The sequence below is a fragment of the Erysipelothrix sp. HDW6B genome, from assembly GCF_011301115.1.
Classification (GTDB): Bacteria; Bacillota_I; Bacilli_A; order Erysipelotrichales; family Erysipelotrichaceae; genus Erysipelothrix; species Erysipelothrix anatis.
This window is the reverse complement of record NZ_CP049860.1, coordinates 2,219,332-2,239,836: the sequence shown is the minus strand read 5'-3', so window position 1 is coordinate 2,239,836 and position 20,505 is coordinate 2,219,332. Positions and strand designations below refer to the sequence as shown.

The following is a 20,505-nucleotide window of genomic DNA, read 5'->3' as shown; positions in this document are numbered from 1 at the left end:
AACAATCAGGCGCGAAATTACATGTGATTAAATATGTAAGGGCGTACGGTGGATGCCTAGGCACTAAGAGCCGATGAAGGACGCGACTAACAGCGAAATGCTCCGGGGAGAGGTACGTACTCAACGATCCGGAGGTATCCGAATGGGGGAACCCAGTACTGGTAATGCAGTATTACATATAGATGAATACATAGTCTATAGTGAGGCAACCTTGCGAATTGAAACATCTTAGTAGCAAGAGGAAAAGAAAACAACAGTGATTCCCTGAGTAGTGGCGAGCGAAACGGGAAGAGCCCAAACCATCTTCGAGATGGGGTAGTAGGACCACAATGTGGGATTAATTAAAGCTAGTCGAATGGCATTGAAAGGCCAGTCGTAGAAGGTGCAAACCCTGTAGACGAAAGCTGCGATTACCCTAGTGGAATCCTGAGTACGGCGAGGCACGTGAAACCTTGTCGGAATCAACCGGGACCACCCGGTAAGGCTAAATACTCCTTAGTGACCGATAGTGAACCAGTACCGTGAGGGAAAGGTGAAAAGAACCGCGGAAGCGGAGTGAAATAGATCCTGAAACCGTATGCTTACAAGAAGTCAGAGCCCGTTAAAGGGTGATGGCGTGCCTTTTGTAGAATGAACCGGCGAGTTACTCATAATGTGCAAGGTTAAGTTGGAAAAGACGGAGCCGAAGCGAAAGCGAGTCTTAATAGGGCGCGAAGTACATTGTGGTAGACCCGAAACAGAGTGATCTAGCCATGACCAGGTTGAAGTTTGGGTGAAACCAAATGGAGGACCGAACCGACCATCGTTGAAAAGCTGGCGGATGAGTTGTGGCTAGGGGTGAAATACCAATCGAACTCTGATATAGCTGGTTCTCCCCGAAATAGCTTTAGGGCTAGCGTCATCGTAAGGCCACTGGAGGTAGAGCACTGAATGTATGATGGCCCCATCTCGGGGTACTGAATATAATCAAACTCCGAATGCCAGTGGAGAAGTAGATGGCAGTCAGACTATGGGTGATAAGGTCCGTAGTCAAAAGGGAAACAGCCCAGATCGCCAGTTAAGGTCCCAAAATTCATGCTAAGTGGAAAAGGATGTGGGGATGCACAGACAACTAGGAGGTTGGCTTAGAAGCAGCCACCCTTGAAAGAGTGCGTAACAGCTCACTAGTCGAGTGACCCTGCGCCGAAAATTTACCGGGGCTAAGTATGATACCGAAACTGCGAATTTGTAGTAATACAAGTGGTAGGGGAGCGTTCTATACAGCGTTGAAGATGTACCGTGAGGAGCGTTGGAGCGTATAGAAGTGAGAATGCCGGTGTGAGTAGCGAAATGTCAGTGAGAATCTGACACACCGATTGCCTAAGGTTTCCAGGGGAAGGCTCGTCCGCCCTGGGTAAGTCGGGACCTAAGATGAGGCTGAAAAGCGTAGTCGATGGACAACAGGTTGATATTCCTGTACCCGAGCCATAAGTGAAGGAATGACAGAGAAGGCTAGGTTAAGCCGGCGAATGGAAGAGCCGGTTTAAGCGAAGGAGCCGTATGGTAGGCAAATCCGCCATATAAAGCAAAGGCGTTATGAGGAGTGAACCCGTGAGGAAGTAGCGAAGTAACCGATGCCAGCTCTCAAGAAAAGTTTCTAGCGTTAATTATGGTTTGGCCCGTACCAAAACCGACACAGGTAGGCAAGGAGAGAATCCTGAGGTGAGCGAGAGAACTGTTGCCAAGGAACTCGGCAAAATGACCCCGTAACTTCGGGAGAAGGGGTGCTCTTTTTAGAGAAGAGCCGCAGTGAAGAGGCCCAAGCGACTGTTTAACTAAAACACAGCTCTCTGCAAAGTCGCAAGACGAAGTATAGGGGGTGACGCCTGCCCGGTGCTGGAAGGTTAAGGGGATGTGTTAGACCATGAGTCGAAGCATTGAACTGAAGCCCCAGTGAACGGCGGCCGTAACTATAACGGTCCTAAGGTAGCGAAATTCCTTGTCGGGTAAGTTCCGACCCGCACGAAAGGCGTAACGATTTGGGCGCTGTCTCGGCAGCAGACTCGGTGAAATCTTAGTACCGGTAAAGATGCCGGTTACCCGCAACTAGACGGAAAGACCCCATGGAGCTTTACTGTAGCTTGATATTGATCTTTGAATTTACATGTACAGGATAGGTGGGAGACTATGAAGCATGAACGCTAGTTTATGTGGAGTCGCCATTGGGATACCACTCTTGTAAGTTTGAAGATCTAACCGCGACCCGTAATCCGGGTCCGGGAGAGTGTCAGGTGGGCAGTTTGACTGGGGCGGTCGCCTCCTAAAGAGTAACGGAGGCGCCCAAAGGTACCCTCAGATTGGTTGGAAATCAATCGACGAGCGTAAAGGCAGAAGGGTGCTTGACTGCGAGACCTACAAGTCGAGCAGGGACGAAAGTCGGGCTTAGTGATCCGGCGGTACCACGTGGAAGGGCCGTCGCTTAACGGATAAAAGCTACCCTGGGGATAACAGGCTGATCTCGCCCAAGAGTTCACATCGACGGCGAGGTTTGGCACCTCGATGTCGGCTCATCGCATCCTGGAGCTGAATTCGGTTCCAAGGGTTGGGCTGTCCGCCCATTAAAGCGGTACGCGAGCTGGGTTCAGAACGTCGTGAGACAGTTCGGTCCCTATCTGTTGTGGGCGTAGGAAATTTGAGGAGCGCTGTCCCTAGTACGAGAGGACCGGGATGGACATACCGCTGGTGTACCAGTTGTCCTGCCAAGGGCATGGCTGGGTAGCTAAGTATGGACTGGATAAGCGCTGAAAGCATCTAAGCACGAAGCCAACTCCAAGATGAGATTTCCCATACGTAAGTAGTAAGACCCCTGAGAGACGATCAGGTTGATAGGTCAGAGGTGGAAGCATAGTGATATGTGTAGCTGACTGATACTAATAGGTCGAGGTTTTAATCACAATAACGACTATTTGAAAAGATACAAAGTCTTCTGTTATTCAGTTTTGAGAGATTACTCTCATGATCTGGTGATTCTAGCAAAGTGGTCACACCTGTTCCCATCTCGAACACAGAAGTTAAGCACTTTAGCGGCGACAATATCTAGCCCAGCGTTAGTGAAGATAGCTCATTGCCAGGTAATTCGACATCCATTTGGATGTCTTTTTTTTATGCAATTGAGAGAAAGGCATAAGCGGAAGAAAAGGATTAAAAAGAAGGGGTAGAAAAAGGATAAAAAGAAAAGGGAAGTCAGGGTAAAAAGGGTGAAGAAAACATGATGAAGTGTGTATAAAAAAGGAGAAATAGAGTGAAACTAGAGAAAGTTAAATCTCTTTTAAATAAATGTGAAAAATGCGTTGACACAAGTGATATAGGGTGGTATTATGTACAAGCGTTCAAGGGAACTTGGGTGCGAAATGGTCTTTGAAAACTAAACAGGAAACGTCAATTTCAAAAGAAATACAAGAAATAAACAAAACTCGTCAGAGTATAAAAATGAGAAAGAATCAAATGGAGAGTTTGATCCTGGCTCAGGATGAACGCTGGCGGCGTGCCTAATACATGCAAGTCGAACGAAGAGCGTAAGAAGCTTGCTTCTTACAATCTTAGTGGCGAACGGGTGAGTAATACATAAGCAACCTGCCTCAATGCCTGGGATAACTGATGGAAACGTCAGCTAATACCGGATAGGTTAAGTCAAGACATCTTGATTTAATTAAAGATGGGATACATCACAATGAGATGGGCTTATGGCGCATTAGTTAGTTGGTGAGGTAACGGCTCACCAAGACGATGATGCGTAGCCGACCTGAGAGGGTGACCGGCCACACTGGGACTGAGACACGGCCCAGACTCCTACGGGAGGCAGCAGTAGGGAATTTTCGGCAATGGGGGAAACCCTGACCGAGCAACGCCGCGTGAGTGAAGAAGGCCTTCGGGTTGTAAAGCTCTGTTGTAAGGGAAGAACGATAGTTAGAGGGAATGCTAGCTATATGACGGTACCTTACCAGAAAGCCACGGCTAACTACGTGCCAGCAGCCGCGGTAATACGTAGGTGGCAAGCGTTATCCGGAATTATTGGGCGTAAAGGGAGCGCAGGCGGTTTATTAAGTTTATGGTGAAAGTTCGGGGCTCAACCCCGTGATGCCATAGAAACTGGTAGACTTGAGTACAGGAGAGGTTAGTGGAATTCCATGTGTAGCGGTAAAATGCGTAGATATATGGAGGAACACCAGTGGCGAAGGCGGCTAACTGGCCTGTAACTGACGCTGAGGCTCGAAAGCGTGGGGAGCAAATAGGATTAGATACCCTAGTAGTCCACGCCGTAAACGATGGATACTAAGTGTTGGAGAAATTCAGTGCTGTAGTTAACGCAATAAGTATCCCGCCTGGGGAGTATGCGCGCAAGCGTAAAACTCAAAGGAATTGACGGGGGCCCGCACAAGCGGTGGAGTATGTGGTTTAATTCGAAGCAACGCGAAGAACCTTACCAGGTCTTGACATACCGCGCAAAAGCATAGAGATATGTAATAGTTATGGCGGATACAGGTGGTGCATGGTTGTCGTCAGCTCGTGTCGTGAGATGTTGGGTTAAGTCCCGCAACGAGCGCAACCCTTGTCTTCAGTTACCAGCATTAAGTTGGGGACTCTGGAGAGACTGCCGGTGATAAACCGGAGGAAGGTGGGGATGACGTCAAATCATCATGCCCCTTATGATCTGGGCTACACACGTACTACAATGGCGTATACAGAGGGCAGCGAAGCAGTGATGTGAAGCGAATCTCAGAAAGTACGTCTCAGTTCGGATTGGAGTCTGCAACTCGACTCCATGAAGTCGGAATCGCTAGTAATCGCGAATCAGCATGTCGCGGTGAATACGTTCTCGGGCCTTGTACACACCGCCCGTCAAACCATGAGAGTTGGTAATACCCGAAGCCGGTGGTCTAACCCGAAAGGGAGGAAGCCGTCGAAGGTAGGACCGATGATTGGGGTTAAGTCGTAACAAGGTATCCCTACCGGAAGGTGGGGATGGATCACCTCCTTTCTAAGGAGTAATAACTTAGTAAGAAGCAGAAGTTGACACAAGAGTTTCCTGTTTAGTTTTGAGAGGCTATTAAGCTTTTCAAAAGAATGATCTTTGAAAACTGAATAACAGAAGAGATAGATAGACATAAAGTTATCAACAGAATATCTTTTCGAATAGTTGTATAAACTAGATTTACATCAAGTTAAACAAACAGTAACTAAAAGCAATTAAAAGCAAAGCGAACACACGTTTATCGAAGCGATAAACACAAAAACTGATTTTAAACAATCAGGCGCGAAATTACATGTGATTAAATATGTAAGGGCGTACGGTGGATGCCTAGGCACTAAGAGCCGATGAAGGACGCGACTAACAGCGAAATGCTCCGGGGAGAGGTACGTACTCAACGATCCGGAGGTATCCGAATGGGGGAACCCAGTACTGGTAATGCAGTATTACATATAGATGAATACATAGTCTATAGTGAGGCAACCTTGCGAATTGAAACATCTTAGTAGCAAGAGGAAAAGAAAACAACAGTGATTCCCTGAGTAGTGGCGAGCGAAACGGGAAGAGCCCAAACCATCTTCGAGATGGGGTAGTAGGACCACAATGTGGGATTAATTAAAGCTAGTCGAATGGCATTGAAAGGCCAGTCGTAGAAGGTGCAAACCCTGTAGACGAAAGCTGCGATTACCCTAGTGGAATCCTGAGTACGGCGAGGCACGTGAAACCTTGTCGGAATCAACCGGGACCACCCGGTAAGGCTAAATACTCCTTAGTGACCGATAGTGAACCAGTACCGTGAGGGAAAGGTGAAAAGAACCGCGGAAGCGGAGTGAAATAGATCCTGAAACCGTATGCTTACAAGAAGTCAGAGCCCGTTAAAGGGTGATGGCGTGCCTTTTGTAGAATGAACCGGCGAGTTACTCATAATGTGCAAGGTTAAGTTGGAAAAGACGGAGCCGAAGCGAAAGCGAGTCTTAATAGGGCGCGAAGTACATTGTGGTAGACCCGAAACAGAGTGATCTAGCCATGACCAGGTTGAAGTTTGGGTGAAACCAAATGGAGGACCGAACCGACCATCGTTGAAAAGCTGGCGGATGAGTTGTGGCTAGGGGTGAAATACCAATCGAACTCTGATATAGCTGGTTCTCCCCGAAATAGCTTTAGGGCTAGCGTCATCGTAAGGCCACTGGAGGTAGAGCACTGAATGTATGATGGCCCCATCTCGGGGTACTGAATATAATCAAACTCCGAATGCCAGTGGAGAAGTAGATGGCAGTCAGACTATGGGTGATAAGGTCCGTAGTCAAAAGGGAAACAGCCCAGATCGCCAGTTAAGGTCCCAAAATTCATGCTAAGTGGAAAAGGATGTGGGGATGCACAGACAACTAGGAGGTTGGCTTAGAAGCAGCCACCCTTGAAAGAGTGCGTAACAGCTCACTAGTCGAGTGACCCTGCGCCGAAAATTTACCGGGGCTAAGTATGATACCGAAACTGCGAATTTGTAGTAATACAAGTGGTAGGGGAGCGTTCTATACAGCGTTGAAGATGTACCGTGAGGAGCGTTGGAGCGTATAGAAGTGAGAATGCCGGTGTGAGTAGCGAAATGTCAGTGAGAATCTGACACACCGATTGCCTAAGGTTTCCAGGGGAAGGCTCGTCCGCCCTGGGTAAGTCGGGACCTAAGATGAGGCTGAAAAGCGTAGTCGATGGACAACAGGTTGATATTCCTGTACCCGAGCCATAAGTGAAGGAATGACAGAGAAGGCTAGGTTAAGCCGGCGAATGGAAGAGCCGGTTTAAGCGAAGGAGCCGTATGGTAGGCAAATCCGCCATATAAAGCAAAGGCGTTATGAGGAGTGAACCCGTGAGGAAGTAGCGAAGTAACCGATGCCAGCTCTCAAGAAAAGTTTCTAGCGTTAATTATGGTTTGGCCCGTACCAAAACCGACACAGGTAGGCAAGGAGAGAATCCTGAGGTGAGCGAGAGAACTGTTGCCAAGGAACTCGGCAAAATGACCCCGTAACTTCGGGAGAAGGGGTGCTCTTTTTAGAGAAGAGCCGCAGTGAAGAGGCCCAAGCGACTGTTTAACTAAAACACAGCTCTCTGCAAAGTCGCAAGACGAAGTATAGGGGGTGACGCCTGCCCGGTGCTGGAAGGTTAAGGGGATGTGTTAGACCATGAGTCGAAGCATTGAACTGAAGCCCCAGTGAACGGCGGCCGTAACTATAACGGTCCTAAGGTAGCGAAATTCCTTGTCGGGTAAGTTCCGACCCGCACGAAAGGCGTAACGATTTGGGCGCTGTCTCGGCAGCAGACTCGGTGAAATCTTAGTACCGGTAAAGATGCCGGTTACCCGCAACTAGACGGAAAGACCCCATGGAGCTTTACTGTAGCTTGATATTGATCTTTGAATTTACATGTACAGGATAGGTGGGAGACTATGAAGCATGAACGCTAGTTTATGTGGAGTCGCCATTGGGATACCACTCTTGTAAGTTTGAAGATCTAACCGCGACCCGTAATCCGGGTCCGGGAGAGTGTCAGGTGGGCAGTTTGACTGGGGCGGTCGCCTCCTAAAGAGTAACGGAGGCGCCCAAAGGTACCCTCAGATTGGTTGGAAATCAATCGACGAGCGTAAAGGCAGAAGGGTGCTTGACTGCGAGACCTACAAGTCGAGCAGGGACGAAAGTCGGGCTTAGTGATCCGGCGGTACCACGTGGAAGGGCCGTCGCTTAACGGATAAAAGCTACCCTGGGGATAACAGGCTGATCTCGCCCAAGAGTTCACATCGACGGCGAGGTTTGGCACCTCGATGTCGGCTCATCGCATCCTGGAGCTGAATTCGGTTCCAAGGGTTGGGCTGTCCGCCCATTAAAGCGGTACGCGAGCTGGGTTCAGAACGTCGTGAGACAGTTCGGTCCCTATCTGTTGTGGGCGTAGGAAATTTGAGGAGCGCTGTCCCTAGTACGAGAGGACCGGGATGGACATACCGCTGGTGTACCAGTTGTCCTGCCAAGGGCATGGCTGGGTAGCTAAGTATGGACTGGATAAGCGCTGAAAGCATCTAAGCACGAAGCCAACTCCAAGATGAGATTTCCCATACGTAAGTAGTAAGACCCCTGAGAGACGATCAGGTTGATAGGTCAGAGGTGGAAGCATAGTGATATGTGTAGCTGACTGATACTAATAGGTCGAGGTTTTAATCACAATAACGACTATTTGAAAAGATACAAAGTCTTCTGTTATTCAGTTTTGAGAGATTACTCTCATGATCTGGTGATTCTAGCAAAGTGGTCACACCTGTTCCCATCTCGAACACAGAAGTTAAGCACTTTAGCGGCGACAATATCTAGCCCAGCGTTAGTGAAGATAGCTCATTGCCAGGTAATTCGACATCCATTTGGATGTCTTTTTTTTATGCAATTGAGAGAAAGGCATAAGCGGAAGAAAAGGATTAAAAAGAAGGGGTAGAAAAAGGATAAAAAGAAAAGGGAAGTCAGGGTAAAAAGGGTGAAGAAAACATGATGAAGTGTGTATAAAAAAGGAGAAATAGAGTGAAACTAGAGAAAGTTAAATCTCTTTTAAATAAATGTGAAAAATGCGTTGACACAAGTGATATAGGGTGGTATTATGTACAAGCGTTCAAGGGAACTTGGGTGCGAAATGGTCTTTGAAAACTAAACAGGAAACGTCAATTTCAAAAGAAATACAAGAAATAAACAAAACTCGTCAGAGTATAAAAATGAGAAAGAATCAAATGGAGAGTTTGATCCTGGCTCAGGATGAACGCTGGCGGCGTGCCTAATACATGCAAGTCGAACGAAGAGCGTAAGAAGCTTGCTTCTTACAATCTTAGTGGCGAACGGGTGAGTAATACATAAGCAACCTGCCTCAATGCCTGGGATAACTGATGGAAACGTCAGCTAATACCGGATAGGTTAAGTCAAGACATCTTGATTTAATTAAAGATGGGATACATCACAATGAGATGGGCTTATGGCGCATTAGTTAGTTGGTGAGGTAACGGCTCACCAAGACGATGATGCGTAGCCGACCTGAGAGGGTGACCGGCCACACTGGGACTGAGACACGGCCCAGACTCCTACGGGAGGCAGCAGTAGGGAATTTTCGGCAATGGGGGAAACCCTGACCGAGCAACGCCGCGTGAGTGAAGAAGGCCTTCGGGTTGTAAAGCTCTGTTGTAAGGGAAGAACGATAGTTAGAGGGAATGCTAGCTATATGACGGTACCTTACCAGAAAGCCACGGCTAACTACGTGCCAGCAGCCGCGGTAATACGTAGGTGGCAAGCGTTATCCGGAATTATTGGGCGTAAAGGGAGCGCAGGCGGTTTATTAAGTTTATGGTGAAAGTTCGGGGCTCAACCCCGTGATGCCATAGAAACTGGTAGACTTGAGTACAGGAGAGGTTAGTGGAATTCCATGTGTAGCGGTAAAATGCGTAGATATATGGAGGAACACCAGTGGCGAAGGCGGCTAACTGGCCTGTAACTGACGCTGAGGCTCGAAAGCGTGGGGAGCAAATAGGATTAGATACCCTAGTAGTCCACGCCGTAAACGATGGATACTAAGTGTTGGAGAAATTCAGTGCTGTAGTTAACGCAATAAGTATCCCGCCTGGGGAGTATGCGCGCAAGCGTAAAACTCAAAGGAATTGACGGGGGCCCGCACAAGCGGTGGAGTATGTGGTTTAATTCGAAGCAACGCGAAGAACCTTACCAGGTCTTGACATACCGCGCAAAAGCATAGAGATATGTAATAGTTATGGCGGATACAGGTGGTGCATGGTTGTCGTCAGCTCGTGTCGTGAGATGTTGGGTTAAGTCCCGCAACGAGCGCAACCCTTGTCTTCAGTTACCAGCATTAAGTTGGGGACTCTGGAGAGACTGCCGGTGATAAACCGGAGGAAGGTGGGGATGACGTCAAATCATCATGCCCCTTATGATCTGGGCTACACACGTACTACAATGGCGTATACAGAGGGCAGCGAAGCAGTGATGTGAAGCGAATCTCAGAAAGTACGTCTCAGTTCGGATTGGAGTCTGCAACTCGACTCCATGAAGTCGGAATCGCTAGTAATCGCGAATCAGCATGTCGCGGTGAATACGTTCTCGGGCCTTGTACACACCGCCCGTCAAACCATGAGAGTTGGTAATACCCGAAGCCGGTGGTCTAACCCGAAAGGGAGGAAGCCGTCGAAGGTAGGACCGATGATTGGGGTTAAGTCGTAACAAGGTATCCCTACCGGAAGGTGGGGATGGATCACCTCCTTTCTAAGGAGTAATAACTTAGTAAGAAGCAGAAGTTGACACAAGAGTTTCCTGTTTAGTTTTGAGAGGCTATTAAGCTTTTCAAAAGAATGATCTTTGAAAACTGAATAACAGAAGAGATAGATAGACATAAAGTTATCAACAGAATATCTTTTCGAATAGTTGTATAAACTAGATTTACATCAAGTTAAACAAACAGTAACTAAAAGCAATTAAAAGCAAAGCGAACACACGTTTATCGAAGCGATAAACACAAAAACTGATTTTAAACAATCAGGCGCGAAATTACATGTGATTAAATATGTAAGGGCGTACGGTGGATGCCTAGGCACTAAGAGCCGATGAAGGACGCGACTAACAGCGAAATGCTCCGGGGAGAGGTACGTACTCAACGATCCGGAGGTATCCGAATGGGGGAACCCAGTACTGGTAATGCAGTATTACATATAGATGAATACATAGTCTATAGTGAGGCAACCTTGCGAATTGAAACATCTTAGTAGCAAGAGGAAAAGAAAACAACAGTGATTCCCTGAGTAGTGGCGAGCGAAACGGGAAGAGCCCAAACCATCTTCGAGATGGGGTAGTAGGACCACAATGTGGGATTAATTAAAGCTAGTCGAATGGCATTGAAAGGCCAGTCGTAGAAGGTGCAAACCCTGTAGACGAAAGCTGCGATTACCCTAGTGGAATCCTGAGTACGGCGAGGCACGTGAAACCTTGTCGGAATCAACCGGGACCACCCGGTAAGGCTAAATACTCCTTAGTGACCGATAGTGAACCAGTACCGTGAGGGAAAGGTGAAAAGAACCGCGGAAGCGGAGTGAAATAGATCCTGAAACCGTATGCTTACAAGAAGTCAGAGCCCGTTAAAGGGTGATGGCGTGCCTTTTGTAGAATGAACCGGCGAGTTACTCATAATGTGCAAGGTTAAGTTGGAAAAGACGGAGCCGAAGCGAAAGCGAGTCTTAATAGGGCGCGAAGTACATTGTGGTAGACCCGAAACAGAGTGATCTAGCCATGACCAGGTTGAAGTTTGGGTGAAACCAAATGGAGGACCGAACCGACCATCGTTGAAAAGCTGGCGGATGAGTTGTGGCTAGGGGTGAAATACCAATCGAACTCTGATATAGCTGGTTCTCCCCGAAATAGCTTTAGGGCTAGCGTCATCGTAAGGCCACTGGAGGTAGAGCACTGAATGTATGATGGCCCCATCTCGGGGTACTGAATATAATCAAACTCCGAATGCCAGTGGAGAAGTAGATGGCAGTCAGACTATGGGTGATAAGGTCCGTAGTCAAAAGGGAAACAGCCCAGATCGCCAGTTAAGGTCCCAAAATTCATGCTAAGTGGAAAAGGATGTGGGGATGCACAGACAACTAGGAGGTTGGCTTAGAAGCAGCCACCCTTGAAAGAGTGCGTAACAGCTCACTAGTCGAGTGACCCTGCGCCGAAAATTTACCGGGGCTAAGTATGATACCGAAACTGCGAATTTGTAGTAATACAAGTGGTAGGGGAGCGTTCTATACAGCGTTGAAGATGTACCGTGAGGAGCGTTGGAGCGTATAGAAGTGAGAATGCCGGTGTGAGTAGCGAAATGTCAGTGAGAATCTGACACACCGATTGCCTAAGGTTTCCAGGGGAAGGCTCGTCCGCCCTGGGTAAGTCGGGACCTAAGATGAGGCTGAAAAGCGTAGTCGATGGACAACAGGTTGATATTCCTGTACCCGAGCCATAAGTGAAGGAATGACAGAGAAGGCTAGGTTAAGCCGGCGAATGGAAGAGCCGGTTTAAGCGAAGGAGCCGTATGGTAGGCAAATCCGCCATATAAAGCAAAGGCGTTATGAGGAGTGAACCCGTGAGGAAGTAGCGAAGTAACCGATGCCAGCTCTCAAGAAAAGTTTCTAGCGTTAATTATGGTTTGGCCCGTACCAAAACCGACACAGGTAGGCAAGGAGAGAATCCTGAGGTGAGCGAGAGAACTGTTGCCAAGGAACTCGGCAAAATGACCCCGTAACTTCGGGAGAAGGGGTGCTCTTTTTAGAGAAGAGCCGCAGTGAAGAGGCCCAAGCGACTGTTTAACTAAAACACAGCTCTCTGCAAAGTCGCAAGACGAAGTATAGGGGGTGACGCCTGCCCGGTGCTGGAAGGTTAAGGGGATGTGTTAGACCATGAGTCGAAGCATTGAACTGAAGCCCCAGTGAACGGCGGCCGTAACTATAACGGTCCTAAGGTAGCGAAATTCCTTGTCGGGTAAGTTCCGACCCGCACGAAAGGCGTAACGATTTGGGCGCTGTCTCGGCAGCAGACTCGGTGAAATCTTAGTACCGGTAAAGATGCCGGTTACCCGCAACTAGACGGAAAGACCCCATGGAGCTTTACTGTAGCTTGATATTGATCTTTGAATTTACATGTACAGGATAGGTGGGAGACTATGAAGCATGAACGCTAGTTTATGTGGAGTCGCCATTGGGATACCACTCTTGTAAGTTTGAAGATCTAACCGCGACCCGTAATCCGGGTCCGGGAGAGTGTCAGGTGGGCAGTTTGACTGGGGCGGTCGCCTCCTAAAGAGTAACGGAGGCGCCCAAAGGTACCCTCAGATTGGTTGGAAATCAATCGACGAGCGTAAAGGCAGAAGGGTGCTTGACTGCGAGACCTACAAGTCGAGCAGGGACGAAAGTCGGGCTTAGTGATCCGGCGGTACCACGTGGAAGGGCCGTCGCTTAACGGATAAAAGCTACCCTGGGGATAACAGGCTGATCTCGCCCAAGAGTTCACATCGACGGCGAGGTTTGGCACCTCGATGTCGGCTCATCGCATCCTGGAGCTGAATTCGGTTCCAAGGGTTGGGCTGTCCGCCCATTAAAGCGGTACGCGAGCTGGGTTCAGAACGTCGTGAGACAGTTCGGTCCCTATCTGTTGTGGGCGTAGGAAATTTGAGGAGCGCTGTCCCTAGTACGAGAGGACCGGGATGGACATACCGCTGGTGTACCAGTTGTCCTGCCAAGGGCATGGCTGGGTAGCTAAGTATGGACTGGATAAGCGCTGAAAGCATCTAAGCACGAAGCCAACTCCAAGATGAGATTTCCCATACGTAAGTAGTAAGACCCCTGAGAGACGATCAGGTTGATAGGTCAGAGGTGGAAGCATAGTGATATGTGTAGCTGACTGATACTAATAGGTCGAGGTTTTAATCACAATAACGACTATTTGAAAAGATACAAAGTCTTCTGTTATTCAGTTTTGAGAGATTACTCTCATGATCTGGTGATTCTAGCAAAGTGGTCACACCTGTTCCCATCTCGAACACAGAAGTTAAGCACTTTAGCGGCGACAATATCTAGCCCAGCGTTAGTGAAGATAGCTCATTGCCAGGTAATTCGACATCCATTTGGATGTCTTTTTTTTATGCAATTTATGATATAGTTAGACTATAAAATTAGGAGGATTCTATGAAGTATTTTAAACTTGGAAAAAGTAATCTTGAAGTATCAAATATTGGACTTGGATGTATGCGTATGGCTGGTAAATCATTGGATGAAGCAAAAGAAATCGTAAAAGTGTCAATAGATTCTGGTATTAACTTTTTTGACCATGCTGATATCTATGGTAAAGGTGAATCGGAAGTAATTTTTGGCCAAGCGGTTAAGTCTTTAGATATAGATAGAGACTCAATTATAGTGCAATCAAAATGCGGTATTAGAGATGGTATGTTTGACTTCTCAAAGGAACATATAATTAGTTCTGTTCATGAATCCTTAAAACGTCTTCAGATGGATTACTTGGATGTATTAGTTCTTCATAGACCGGATACACTGTTTGATCCGCTTGAAGTTAATGAGGCATTCAAACAATTGCATAGTGAGGGTATTGTTCGCAATTTTGGAGTAAGCAATCAAAATCCATATCAAATAGAATTGCTAAAGACCGAGTTGGAGTTTCCTATCTTAACTAATCAAGTACAGTTTTCGATTCGTCACACTCCGATGATCGACGCTGGTTTTAACGTTAACATGAAGACGGATGCTGCAGTAGGTTATGCAATGGGAATCCTTGAACATGCAAGAATGAATGGAATTACTTTACAAGCGTGGTCGCCATTTTATAGTGGACACTTTGAAGAGATTTTTTTAGATAATCCAAAATTCGAAGCACTGAATGAATTGCTAACCAATATTGGAGTTAAATATGGTGTTGCAAAAGATGCGATTGCAGTTAGTTGGATTTTAACACACCCAGCTCAAATGCAAGTTCTAGTCGGAAGCATGACTCCTAGACGTATAGAGAGTATTGCAAAAGGTTCTGGAATAGTTCTGACAAGGTCAGAGTGGTATGAAATTTATAGAGCTGCAGGTAATATCTTACCTTAATTTTTAGGTACTATAATGTTGACTTAGTTGTATCAAAAGTATATAATAATTAAGCCTGTTTATAGGCATTTTCGTGTGGGAGAGTGTGCAACATTCGATAACCACACCACAGACAAAAATCAAGGAGGAATGTCGTGTGAGTAAAAAAATTGCAAAAATTGCCAAACTTCAATTCCCTGCTGGAGGAGCTAAACCAGGACCTGCATTAGCTGGTGTTGGAATTAACATGCCTCAATTCACAACTGCATTTAACGATGCAACACGTGATCGCGCAGGAGATATCGTACCTGTTGTTATTACAGTATTTGATGATAAATCATTTGATTTCGCTTTAAAAACAACACCTGCTTCAATTTTATTAAAACGTGCAGCTGGAATCAAAAGTGGTTCAGCAACACCAAGCAAAGCTATTGCTGGAACAATCACAGAAGCACAATTGCGTGAAATTGCAGAGTACAAATTACCTGACTTAAACGCAAATGACGTTGAAGGTGCTATGCGTATTGTTGCTGGTACAGCAAAAAATATGGGTATCGCAATTGAAGGAATGGAGGCATAATTCAAATGGCTAAAAAAACTAAAAACTACAAAAAAGTTGGAGAATTAGTCGATCGTTCAAAAGTTTATACAATCGAAGAAGCATTGAAAACTTTAAGAGAAGCTAACTTTGTTAAATTCGATCCAACAGTCGAAATTTCATATAACCTAAATGTTGATCCACGTCACGCTGATCAACAAATCCGTGGAGCAATGGTATTGCCACATGGTACAGGTCGTTCACAAAAAGTATTAGTTGTAACTCAAGGTGCTAAAGAGCAAGAAGCAAAAGATGCAGGAGCAGATTTTGTTGGTGGTAAAGAAATTCTTGAGGAAGTAAAAAATGGATGGTTTGACTTCGATGTTATCGTTGCTACACCAGACATGATGGGTGAATTAGGTAAACTAGGACGCGTTCTAGGACCTAAAGGATTAATGCCTAACCCTAAAACAGGAACTGTAACTATGGATGTTACAAAAGCTGTTGAAGAAATCAAAAAAGGTAAAATCGAATACCGTGTTGATAAAGAATCAAACATCAATACAATTATTGGTAAACTTTCATTTGATGATTCAGCAATCATTGAAAACTTTAAAGCACTTAACGACACAATCGTTAAAGCACGTCCTGCTGCTGTAAAAGGTACTTACATTAAGAACCTTGTAATTACTACAACAATGGGTCCTGGATTAAAAGTTGCAATTGACTAAAACTACTAAAGAAGCCTCGGCTTCTTTTTTTTATTTAATTTTGAGAAAATACATCATGTAAATATCAATAAATAGATGTAGTTATCGTCATTGAATGTCAATAGTTCCGTATATTTCCTGGACATCAATACAATTTTCATTCGCTAAGGTTGCTGCGTATGCATAAAAAAACCGTACCGTATTGGTGCGGTTTTACTATAAATTAATAGTTATACTGTCTAAATCTCTAGCTAGTTTGTTGAATGAATATATACAAACGTTGAATCATTTGAAAGATCGCGTTGAAATTTGTATCCGTTGACAGAGATTGATTTAAGAGCATTAACTGTGCTTACTTTATTCTTGACGATTTCTTGCACAAATGCACCTCTTGCAGATTTAACATAAGTTGATTTTGCTGTATATTTAACTCCATCAAATTCTCTAAACTCTATATTAATAACGGGACCATCGATTTTTGAAAAGTCTACAGAGTTTGAATACTCTTTTGAGGCTAAATTAACTACAGGCAATTGGAGTGAATTTATATACTCTGTCACATAATCTGTCCAATAGTTATATAAATCTATAGAAATAGCGCTTAGATAATCCAAACGATATGGTGCAATAGTATCAAAAGGCTTATGTAAGCCAAAGAGTGAAGAAAGTATAATTAAGTGTGTATTAGCATATTCAAGATCAGTTTTTGACCATGAATCTACATTCATAGATTTAAATGAAGCACCTTTAAATGAAAATATTGCAGCACCACAAGGATGGTAGTTATTAATCATTTCTAGAGATTTATAGACAATTTTGTCGGAAGCCTTATAAACTTTTTTTGCTTGATTGAAATCAAGTTGATTGAGTTCATTAAATATCAAAAGAGATTCTTTGTTAAATATAGGTACTTGATGATAGTTCAATGGTGACTCAACCATCGTTTTCGTTGGGGAAATTAATGTAATCATTTTTCGAACAACTCTAAGTAATCACTTTCTTTAAATCCTACCAAGACTTTATTATCATGAATTAGAATTGGCCGCTTCACGAGTCGACCAGATGTTGCGAGTAAATCGATAGCTTCATCATCGGTTAAAGTTGGAAGTTTATCTTTCAAGTGTAGCTCTCGATACATAATACCTGACGTATTGAAAAAGGATTTTAGTGGAAGCCCACTTGTTTTTATCCATGAATGTAATTCTTCAGATGTTGGGTTTTCGTCCATTATTTCGCGTAGATCAAAGTCGACGCTAAGTAATCTGAGTAGCTTTTCTGCTTTCTTACAGGTTGAGCATTTCTTATAGCAAATAAATTGTGTTTTCATATCACTGCCTCCAAGCCAGTAACACTATCTTATCACAGTTTTTACTTTGCCGAAGACTGTTTGAGCAATGAAGAAATCAATTATACTGTGGATAAACCCGCCGATACCAACAAGAAGTATGATATTAACGATGTAACTACTATTCTGGGCTAGAGTTTTAGTGAAGTAAAATGGTGTGACTACCAGAACTTCTGAACTTGCGTGGATAATGGCAATGATAATATTGAAAATAAGTAACTGTTTTTTACTTTTGATAAGTGCAGGGTGCTTTTGCAAATATAGAGCACCGATCGTAGCGAAGATAACATGTGATAGAGCACGTGCAGCAATTTCCGGTGTAGTTGTCATAAGAAAGCCGAAGGCTGTCCCTAGAGCCACAGAAACCGCCGTTACGGGGGATATAAACATTGCAATGAAGATTGGCACGTGTGACGCTAGTGTATAGGATGCTGGGGGCAAAATGAACTTAGGCATAAAAGTGGGAATCGCAATTCCCATTGCAATTAAAATGGCACTCAAGGTAATATTCTTTGTTGTTTTCATAGTTTCTCCTAGGTGTCTTGACACCTAGGACTATAGTAAATAAATAAAAGCTAGGTGTCAAGACACCTAGCTTAGTTTGATTCATAAAGAAGATTATGTTTTCTCAGAAGTTTAAGAATACATTGATAGTGTGCATCATCATTGCATGCAATCGTGTGGATATGAATGCCATCTGTAAGTGAAGACAGTAGCGTTCCATTTTTATTAATGAATGCCTCAATATCTTCATGCGTATTGATATTGAGTTGACCAGTAATTTCACCATAAATTGGGTGTTCCACGGTCACATCAATCACAGAAACATCATTGTCGACCAGTAACGACAATTCTCTTCGTGTGTCTTCATTATGGTGTGCGACAGGAATAATATAGTGAGGGCGTTTATCGGTTTGATTGATAATATAGCCTCGCGGTGTCGCTTGGATTTTAACACCTTGTGCTCGCAAAAGTGCGATATCACCTACGATAATTTGTCGAGAAACCTTAAAGATACTGGCAATATACTGGGCACTAAGTGGGCTTTTTTGTTCTCGCATAAGTAATTCAACAATCGAAATCCTTCGTTTTTCTCCGGTCATTATACTCCCTCAATCTTTCTATATAGTTAATGAATTTATCTTCTAAATACAGTAGGATTTTTATCGCAGTTTGCGAATTGACAGTGAAAGTACATAGTGGTACTGTATTAGTAATAATGATACAGCAAAGGTGGTATTTATGAAAGTCTTATTATATCAACGAGGTGAAAAAGCCTTAAGTAAATCAGGAATTGGGAGAGCAATGAAGCATCAAGTCAGAGCATTGACAGAAGCGGGTGTTCCATTTACAACTGATGAAAATGATTCTTATGATATCGTACACATTAACACAGTCGATCTAGCGGCACGTGCTATGGCTAATAAAGCCCGTAAAGAGGGGAAAAAAGTCGTATACCATGCTCACTCAACAGAGGAAGATTTTAGAAATTCTTTCATATTCTCTAACCAACTATCACCACTTTTTAAAATGCATATTATTTCAAGTTATGAGTTAGGTGATTATATATTAACACCGACTCCATATGCTAAAGAAATTCTTGAATCGTATGGTATAGAGAAACCCATTCAAGCTGTTTCTAACGGTATAGACTTGGCTCGTTTTACACATGATGACTCGAAGGTAAAGGCATTTAGAGAATATTTCAACTTACCGGAAGATCGTAAAGTGATTATTTCAGTCGGATTGTATTTTGAGCGTAAAGGACTCCCCGATTTTATGGAAGTCGCACGTGCATTGCCGGAGTACACATTTATTTGGTTTGGACACACGCCACTAGCGAGTGTCACATCTAAGGTTAGAGATGCAATTCGTGAGAAGCCGAATAATGTAATTTTGCCTGGATACATAAAGGGTGACATTATCGAAGGTGCTTATGCATCAGCAGATGTATTCTTTTTCCCATCGTATGAAGAAACTGAAGGAATCGTAGTCTTGGAGGCTTTAGCTTCCCGTTGTCAAACCATTGTTCGTGATATTGGTGTCTATGACCCATGGTTGGTTCATGAGGAAAGTTGTTATAAAGGAAATTCAATCCGTGACTTTGTCTACTTGATTCGAGCATATTTAAGGGATGAATTACCCTCGACAACAGAGGCTGCATATAAAGTTGCCGAAGAACGAAGTATAAAAGAAATTGGAATTCAATTGAAGGATGTTTATGAGCGAGTGTTAAAGGGGGAGTATTGATGGAATTAAAAATTTATGAATCGTCAGTAGATTTGGCAACCTCGTTATTAGGTATTAGTACAGATATTAGACGTGAAAATTTTGATAAATTAATTGATACGTTGCAAGATAGCGGCATTAATATTCAACGTATTGATGATAATCACGCATCAAACCAGTTTAACCTAATATTGCCTGTTCTTGTCTTGGATGGCGAGATTGTTCATTCGGGGGCATATCCTAAAGCTAAGGAATTGTCTGCCATTCTGAAGATAGATGAATCGATTTTTTCTGGAATTGTGGAAAAAAGTGAGTTATTTACTGCTGCAAATACTGGCAGAATCGGTTTGTGTTGTGGTGTAGGGACAGATGTCTATCTAGATCCGTATGACGACGACATGGAGGATTTTTAATGATAAAAAAAATTTCTATCGTTGGTGTTTTTTTAGTCTTATTGATAGGATGTGGCTCTAAAGACCCTGAAATAGTTAAGCCGGTAGAGCCTGAAATCGTTTTGGAAACGTCACTAAATTTGTCTCTAAAAGGCGTAAAGTACGTTCTACCGGCTCCGTATCAAGAGTTCGTTGCGAATGGGTGGGTTCCTGAACAGGATATTGATCAAGTAATGCCGCCAAAAACAAAAATGAGTAATATGTATTTAAGAAATAATGACAATATCATAAAAGTAACGTTTAGTAACGACAGTGACCAAGAAGTGACAATGTCAGATGCAAAAATTGCAGAGATATATGCTGAAAATAGAACTTTTGGCGGCGATGTATCCGTAGATATCGTAGTAAATGAGTTTTTGACATTTGAAACGCCTTTAAGTGATGTAGAAGCAAGGTTTGGCGTTTATGAGTTAAAGTCGAATGAGGTATTTGATGAATATACGTTTATACTGAGTCCTGTTGAAAAACTTGTAATAAGTTATCATAAGGATGGTAGTGACGGAAACCAAAGCCGTTGGATTGGTGTTGTGGATTACAAATAACCCTGCTGACAGGGTTATTTTTATGCTTAGTTTTAGTACAG

Annotated in this window: 10 protein-coding genes and 8 rRNA genes; 14 read left to right on the top strand and 4 right to left on the bottom strand. The window is 44.2% G+C overall.

What is annotated here, in order from left to right; translation table 11 throughout:
* Nucleotides 1-25: 25 nt before the first annotated feature.
* From G7061_RS10750 to rplA, 11 genes are all read left to right on the top strand, one after another.
* Nucleotides 26-2,933, top strand: a 23S ribosomal RNA gene (locus tag G7061_RS10750).
* A 65-nt stretch (nt 2,934-2,998) separates the two neighbouring features.
* Nucleotides 2,999-3,112, top strand: a 5S ribosomal RNA gene (gene rrf / locus G7061_RS10745).
* A gap of 368 nt (nt 3,113-3,480) precedes the next feature.
* Nucleotides 3,481-5,017: ribosomal RNA gene (locus G7061_RS10740) — 16S ribosomal RNA — on the top strand.
* A 290-nt stretch (nt 5,018-5,307) separates the two neighbouring features.
* Nucleotides 5,308-8,215, top strand: a 23S ribosomal RNA gene (locus tag G7061_RS10735).
* A 65-nt stretch (nt 8,216-8,280) separates the two neighbouring features.
* A 5S ribosomal RNA gene (gene rrf, locus G7061_RS10730) occupies nt 8,281-8,394 on the top strand.
* A gap of 368 nt (nt 8,395-8,762) precedes the next feature.
* Nucleotides 8,763-10,299 (top strand): 16S ribosomal RNA (locus G7061_RS10725).
* Nucleotides 10,300-10,589: 290 nt separating this feature from the next.
* Nucleotides 10,590-13,497: ribosomal RNA gene (locus tag G7061_RS10720) — 23S ribosomal RNA — on the top strand.
* 65 nt (nt 13,498-13,562) lie between these two features.
* A 5S ribosomal RNA gene (gene rrf, locus G7061_RS10715) occupies nt 13,563-13,676 on the top strand.
* The 16S, 23S and 5S rRNA genes sit together here, the layout of an rRNA operon.
* 75 nt (nt 13,677-13,751) lie before the next feature.
* Nucleotides 13,752-14,669, top strand: coding sequence for an aldo/keto reductase family oxidoreductase (locus tag G7061_RS10710; protein ID WP_166121211.1), 918 nt, complete (start codon nt 13,752-13,754; stop codon nt 14,667-14,669).
* Between the two features lie 136 nt (nt 14,670-14,805).
* Nucleotides 14,806-15,228 carry a 50S ribosomal protein L11 gene (rplK, locus tag G7061_RS10705; protein WP_159639533.1) on the top strand — a complete coding sequence of 141 codons (423 nt, stop codon included), beginning with the start codon at nt 14,806-14,808 and terminating at the stop codon, nt 15,226-15,228.
* Between the two features lie 5 nt (nt 15,229-15,233).
* A complete protein-coding gene (gene rplA / locus G7061_RS10700; RefSeq protein WP_159637785.1) occupies nt 15,234-15,917 on the top strand; it encodes a 50S ribosomal protein L1 in 684 nt (227 codons plus the stop codon).
* A gap of 230 nt (nt 15,918-16,147) precedes the next feature.
* Here the strand turns inward: rplA and G7061_RS10695 are convergent, their stop codons facing one another.
* The 4 genes from G7061_RS10695 to G7061_RS10680 all read right to left on the bottom strand — a co-directional run bounded on the left by G7061_RS10695 (nt 16,148) and on the right by G7061_RS10680 (nt 18,344).
* Complete coding sequence (locus tag G7061_RS10695) at nt 16,148-16,867, bottom strand: YaaA family protein (protein ID WP_159639532.1); 720 nt, start codon at nt 16,865-16,867, stop codon at nt 16,148-16,150.
* Nucleotides 16,864-17,223, bottom strand: a complete 360-nt coding sequence (locus G7061_RS10690; protein WP_166121207.1) for an arsenate reductase family protein — start codon at nt 17,221-17,223, stop codon at nt 16,864-16,866. Before G7061_RS10690 ends, G7061_RS10695 begins: the two co-directional genes overlap by 4 nt.
* 24 nt (nt 17,224-17,247) lie before the next feature.
* Nucleotides 17,248-17,766 carry a hypothetical protein gene (locus G7061_RS10685; protein ID WP_159637779.1) on the bottom strand — a complete coding sequence of 173 codons (519 nt, stop codon included), beginning with the start codon at nt 17,764-17,766 and terminating at the stop codon, nt 17,248-17,250.
* A gap of 71 nt (nt 17,767-17,837) precedes the next feature.
* Entirely contained in the window at nt 17,838-18,344 is a 507-nt protein-coding gene (locus G7061_RS10680) for a transcription repressor NadR (protein ID WP_166121204.1), read from the bottom strand.
* Nucleotides 18,345-18,483: 139 nt separating this feature from the next.
* Between G7061_RS10680 and G7061_RS10675 the strand changes: the two genes are divergently transcribed.
* Genes G7061_RS10675 through G7061_RS10665 form a run of 3 tightly spaced genes read left to right on the top strand, consistent with a single transcriptional unit; the run spans nt 18,484 to nt 20,464 of the window.
* Nucleotides 18,484-19,491, top strand: coding sequence for a glycosyltransferase family 4 protein (locus G7061_RS10675; protein ID WP_159637775.1), 1,008 nt, complete (start codon nt 18,484-18,486; stop codon nt 19,489-19,491).
* Nucleotides 19,491-19,883 (top strand): arsenic metallochaperone ArsD family protein, encoded by a 393-nt coding sequence (locus G7061_RS10670; RefSeq protein ID WP_159639529.1) that lies wholly within the window; start codon nt 19,491-19,493, stop codon nt 19,881-19,883. The genes G7061_RS10675 and G7061_RS10670 overlap by 1 nt, the downstream gene beginning before the upstream one ends.
* On the top strand, nt 19,883-20,464 hold the full coding sequence (locus tag G7061_RS10665) for a hypothetical protein (protein ID WP_166082476.1): 582 nt from the start codon (nt 19,883-19,885) through the stop codon (nt 20,462-20,464). Before G7061_RS10670 ends, G7061_RS10665 begins: the two co-directional genes overlap by 1 nt.
* The last annotated feature ends 41 nt before the right edge of the window (nt 20,465-20,505 follow it).

What these genes read in the sequence shown, in the direction of transcription:
- G7061_RS10710 (WP_166121211.1), top strand. Translation starts at nt 13,752, where the DNA reads ATGAAGTATTTTAAACTTGGAAAAAGTAATCTTGAAGTATCAAATATT.
- rplA (WP_159637785.1), top strand. Translation starts at nt 15,234, where the DNA reads ATGGCTAAAAAAACTAAAAACTACAAAAAAGTTGGAGAATTAGTCGAT.
- G7061_RS10695 (WP_159639532.1), bottom strand. Translation starts at nt 16,867, where the DNA reads ATGATTACATTAATTTCCCCAACGAAAACGATGGTTGAGTCACCATTG.
- G7061_RS10690 (WP_166121207.1), bottom strand. Translation starts at nt 17,223, where the DNA reads ATGAAAACACAATTTATTTGCTATAAGAAATGCTCAACCTGTAAGAAA.
- G7061_RS10685 (WP_159637779.1), bottom strand. Translation starts at nt 17,766, where the DNA reads ATGAAAACAACAAAGAATATTACCTTGAGTGCCATTTTAATTGCAATG.
- G7061_RS10680 (WP_166121204.1), bottom strand. Translation starts at nt 18,344, where the DNA reads ATGACCGGAGAAAAACGAAGGATTTCGATTGTTGAATTACTTATGCGA.
- G7061_RS10675 (WP_159637775.1), top strand. Translation starts at nt 18,484, where the DNA reads ATGAAAGTCTTATTATATCAACGAGGTGAAAAAGCCTTAAGTAAATCA.
- G7061_RS10670 (WP_159639529.1), top strand. Translation starts at nt 19,491, where the DNA reads ATGGAATTAAAAATTTATGAATCGTCAGTAGATTTGGCAACCTCGTTA.
- G7061_RS10665 (WP_166082476.1), top strand. Translation starts at nt 19,883, where the DNA reads ATGATAAAAAAAATTTCTATCGTTGGTGTTTTTTTAGTCTTATTGATA.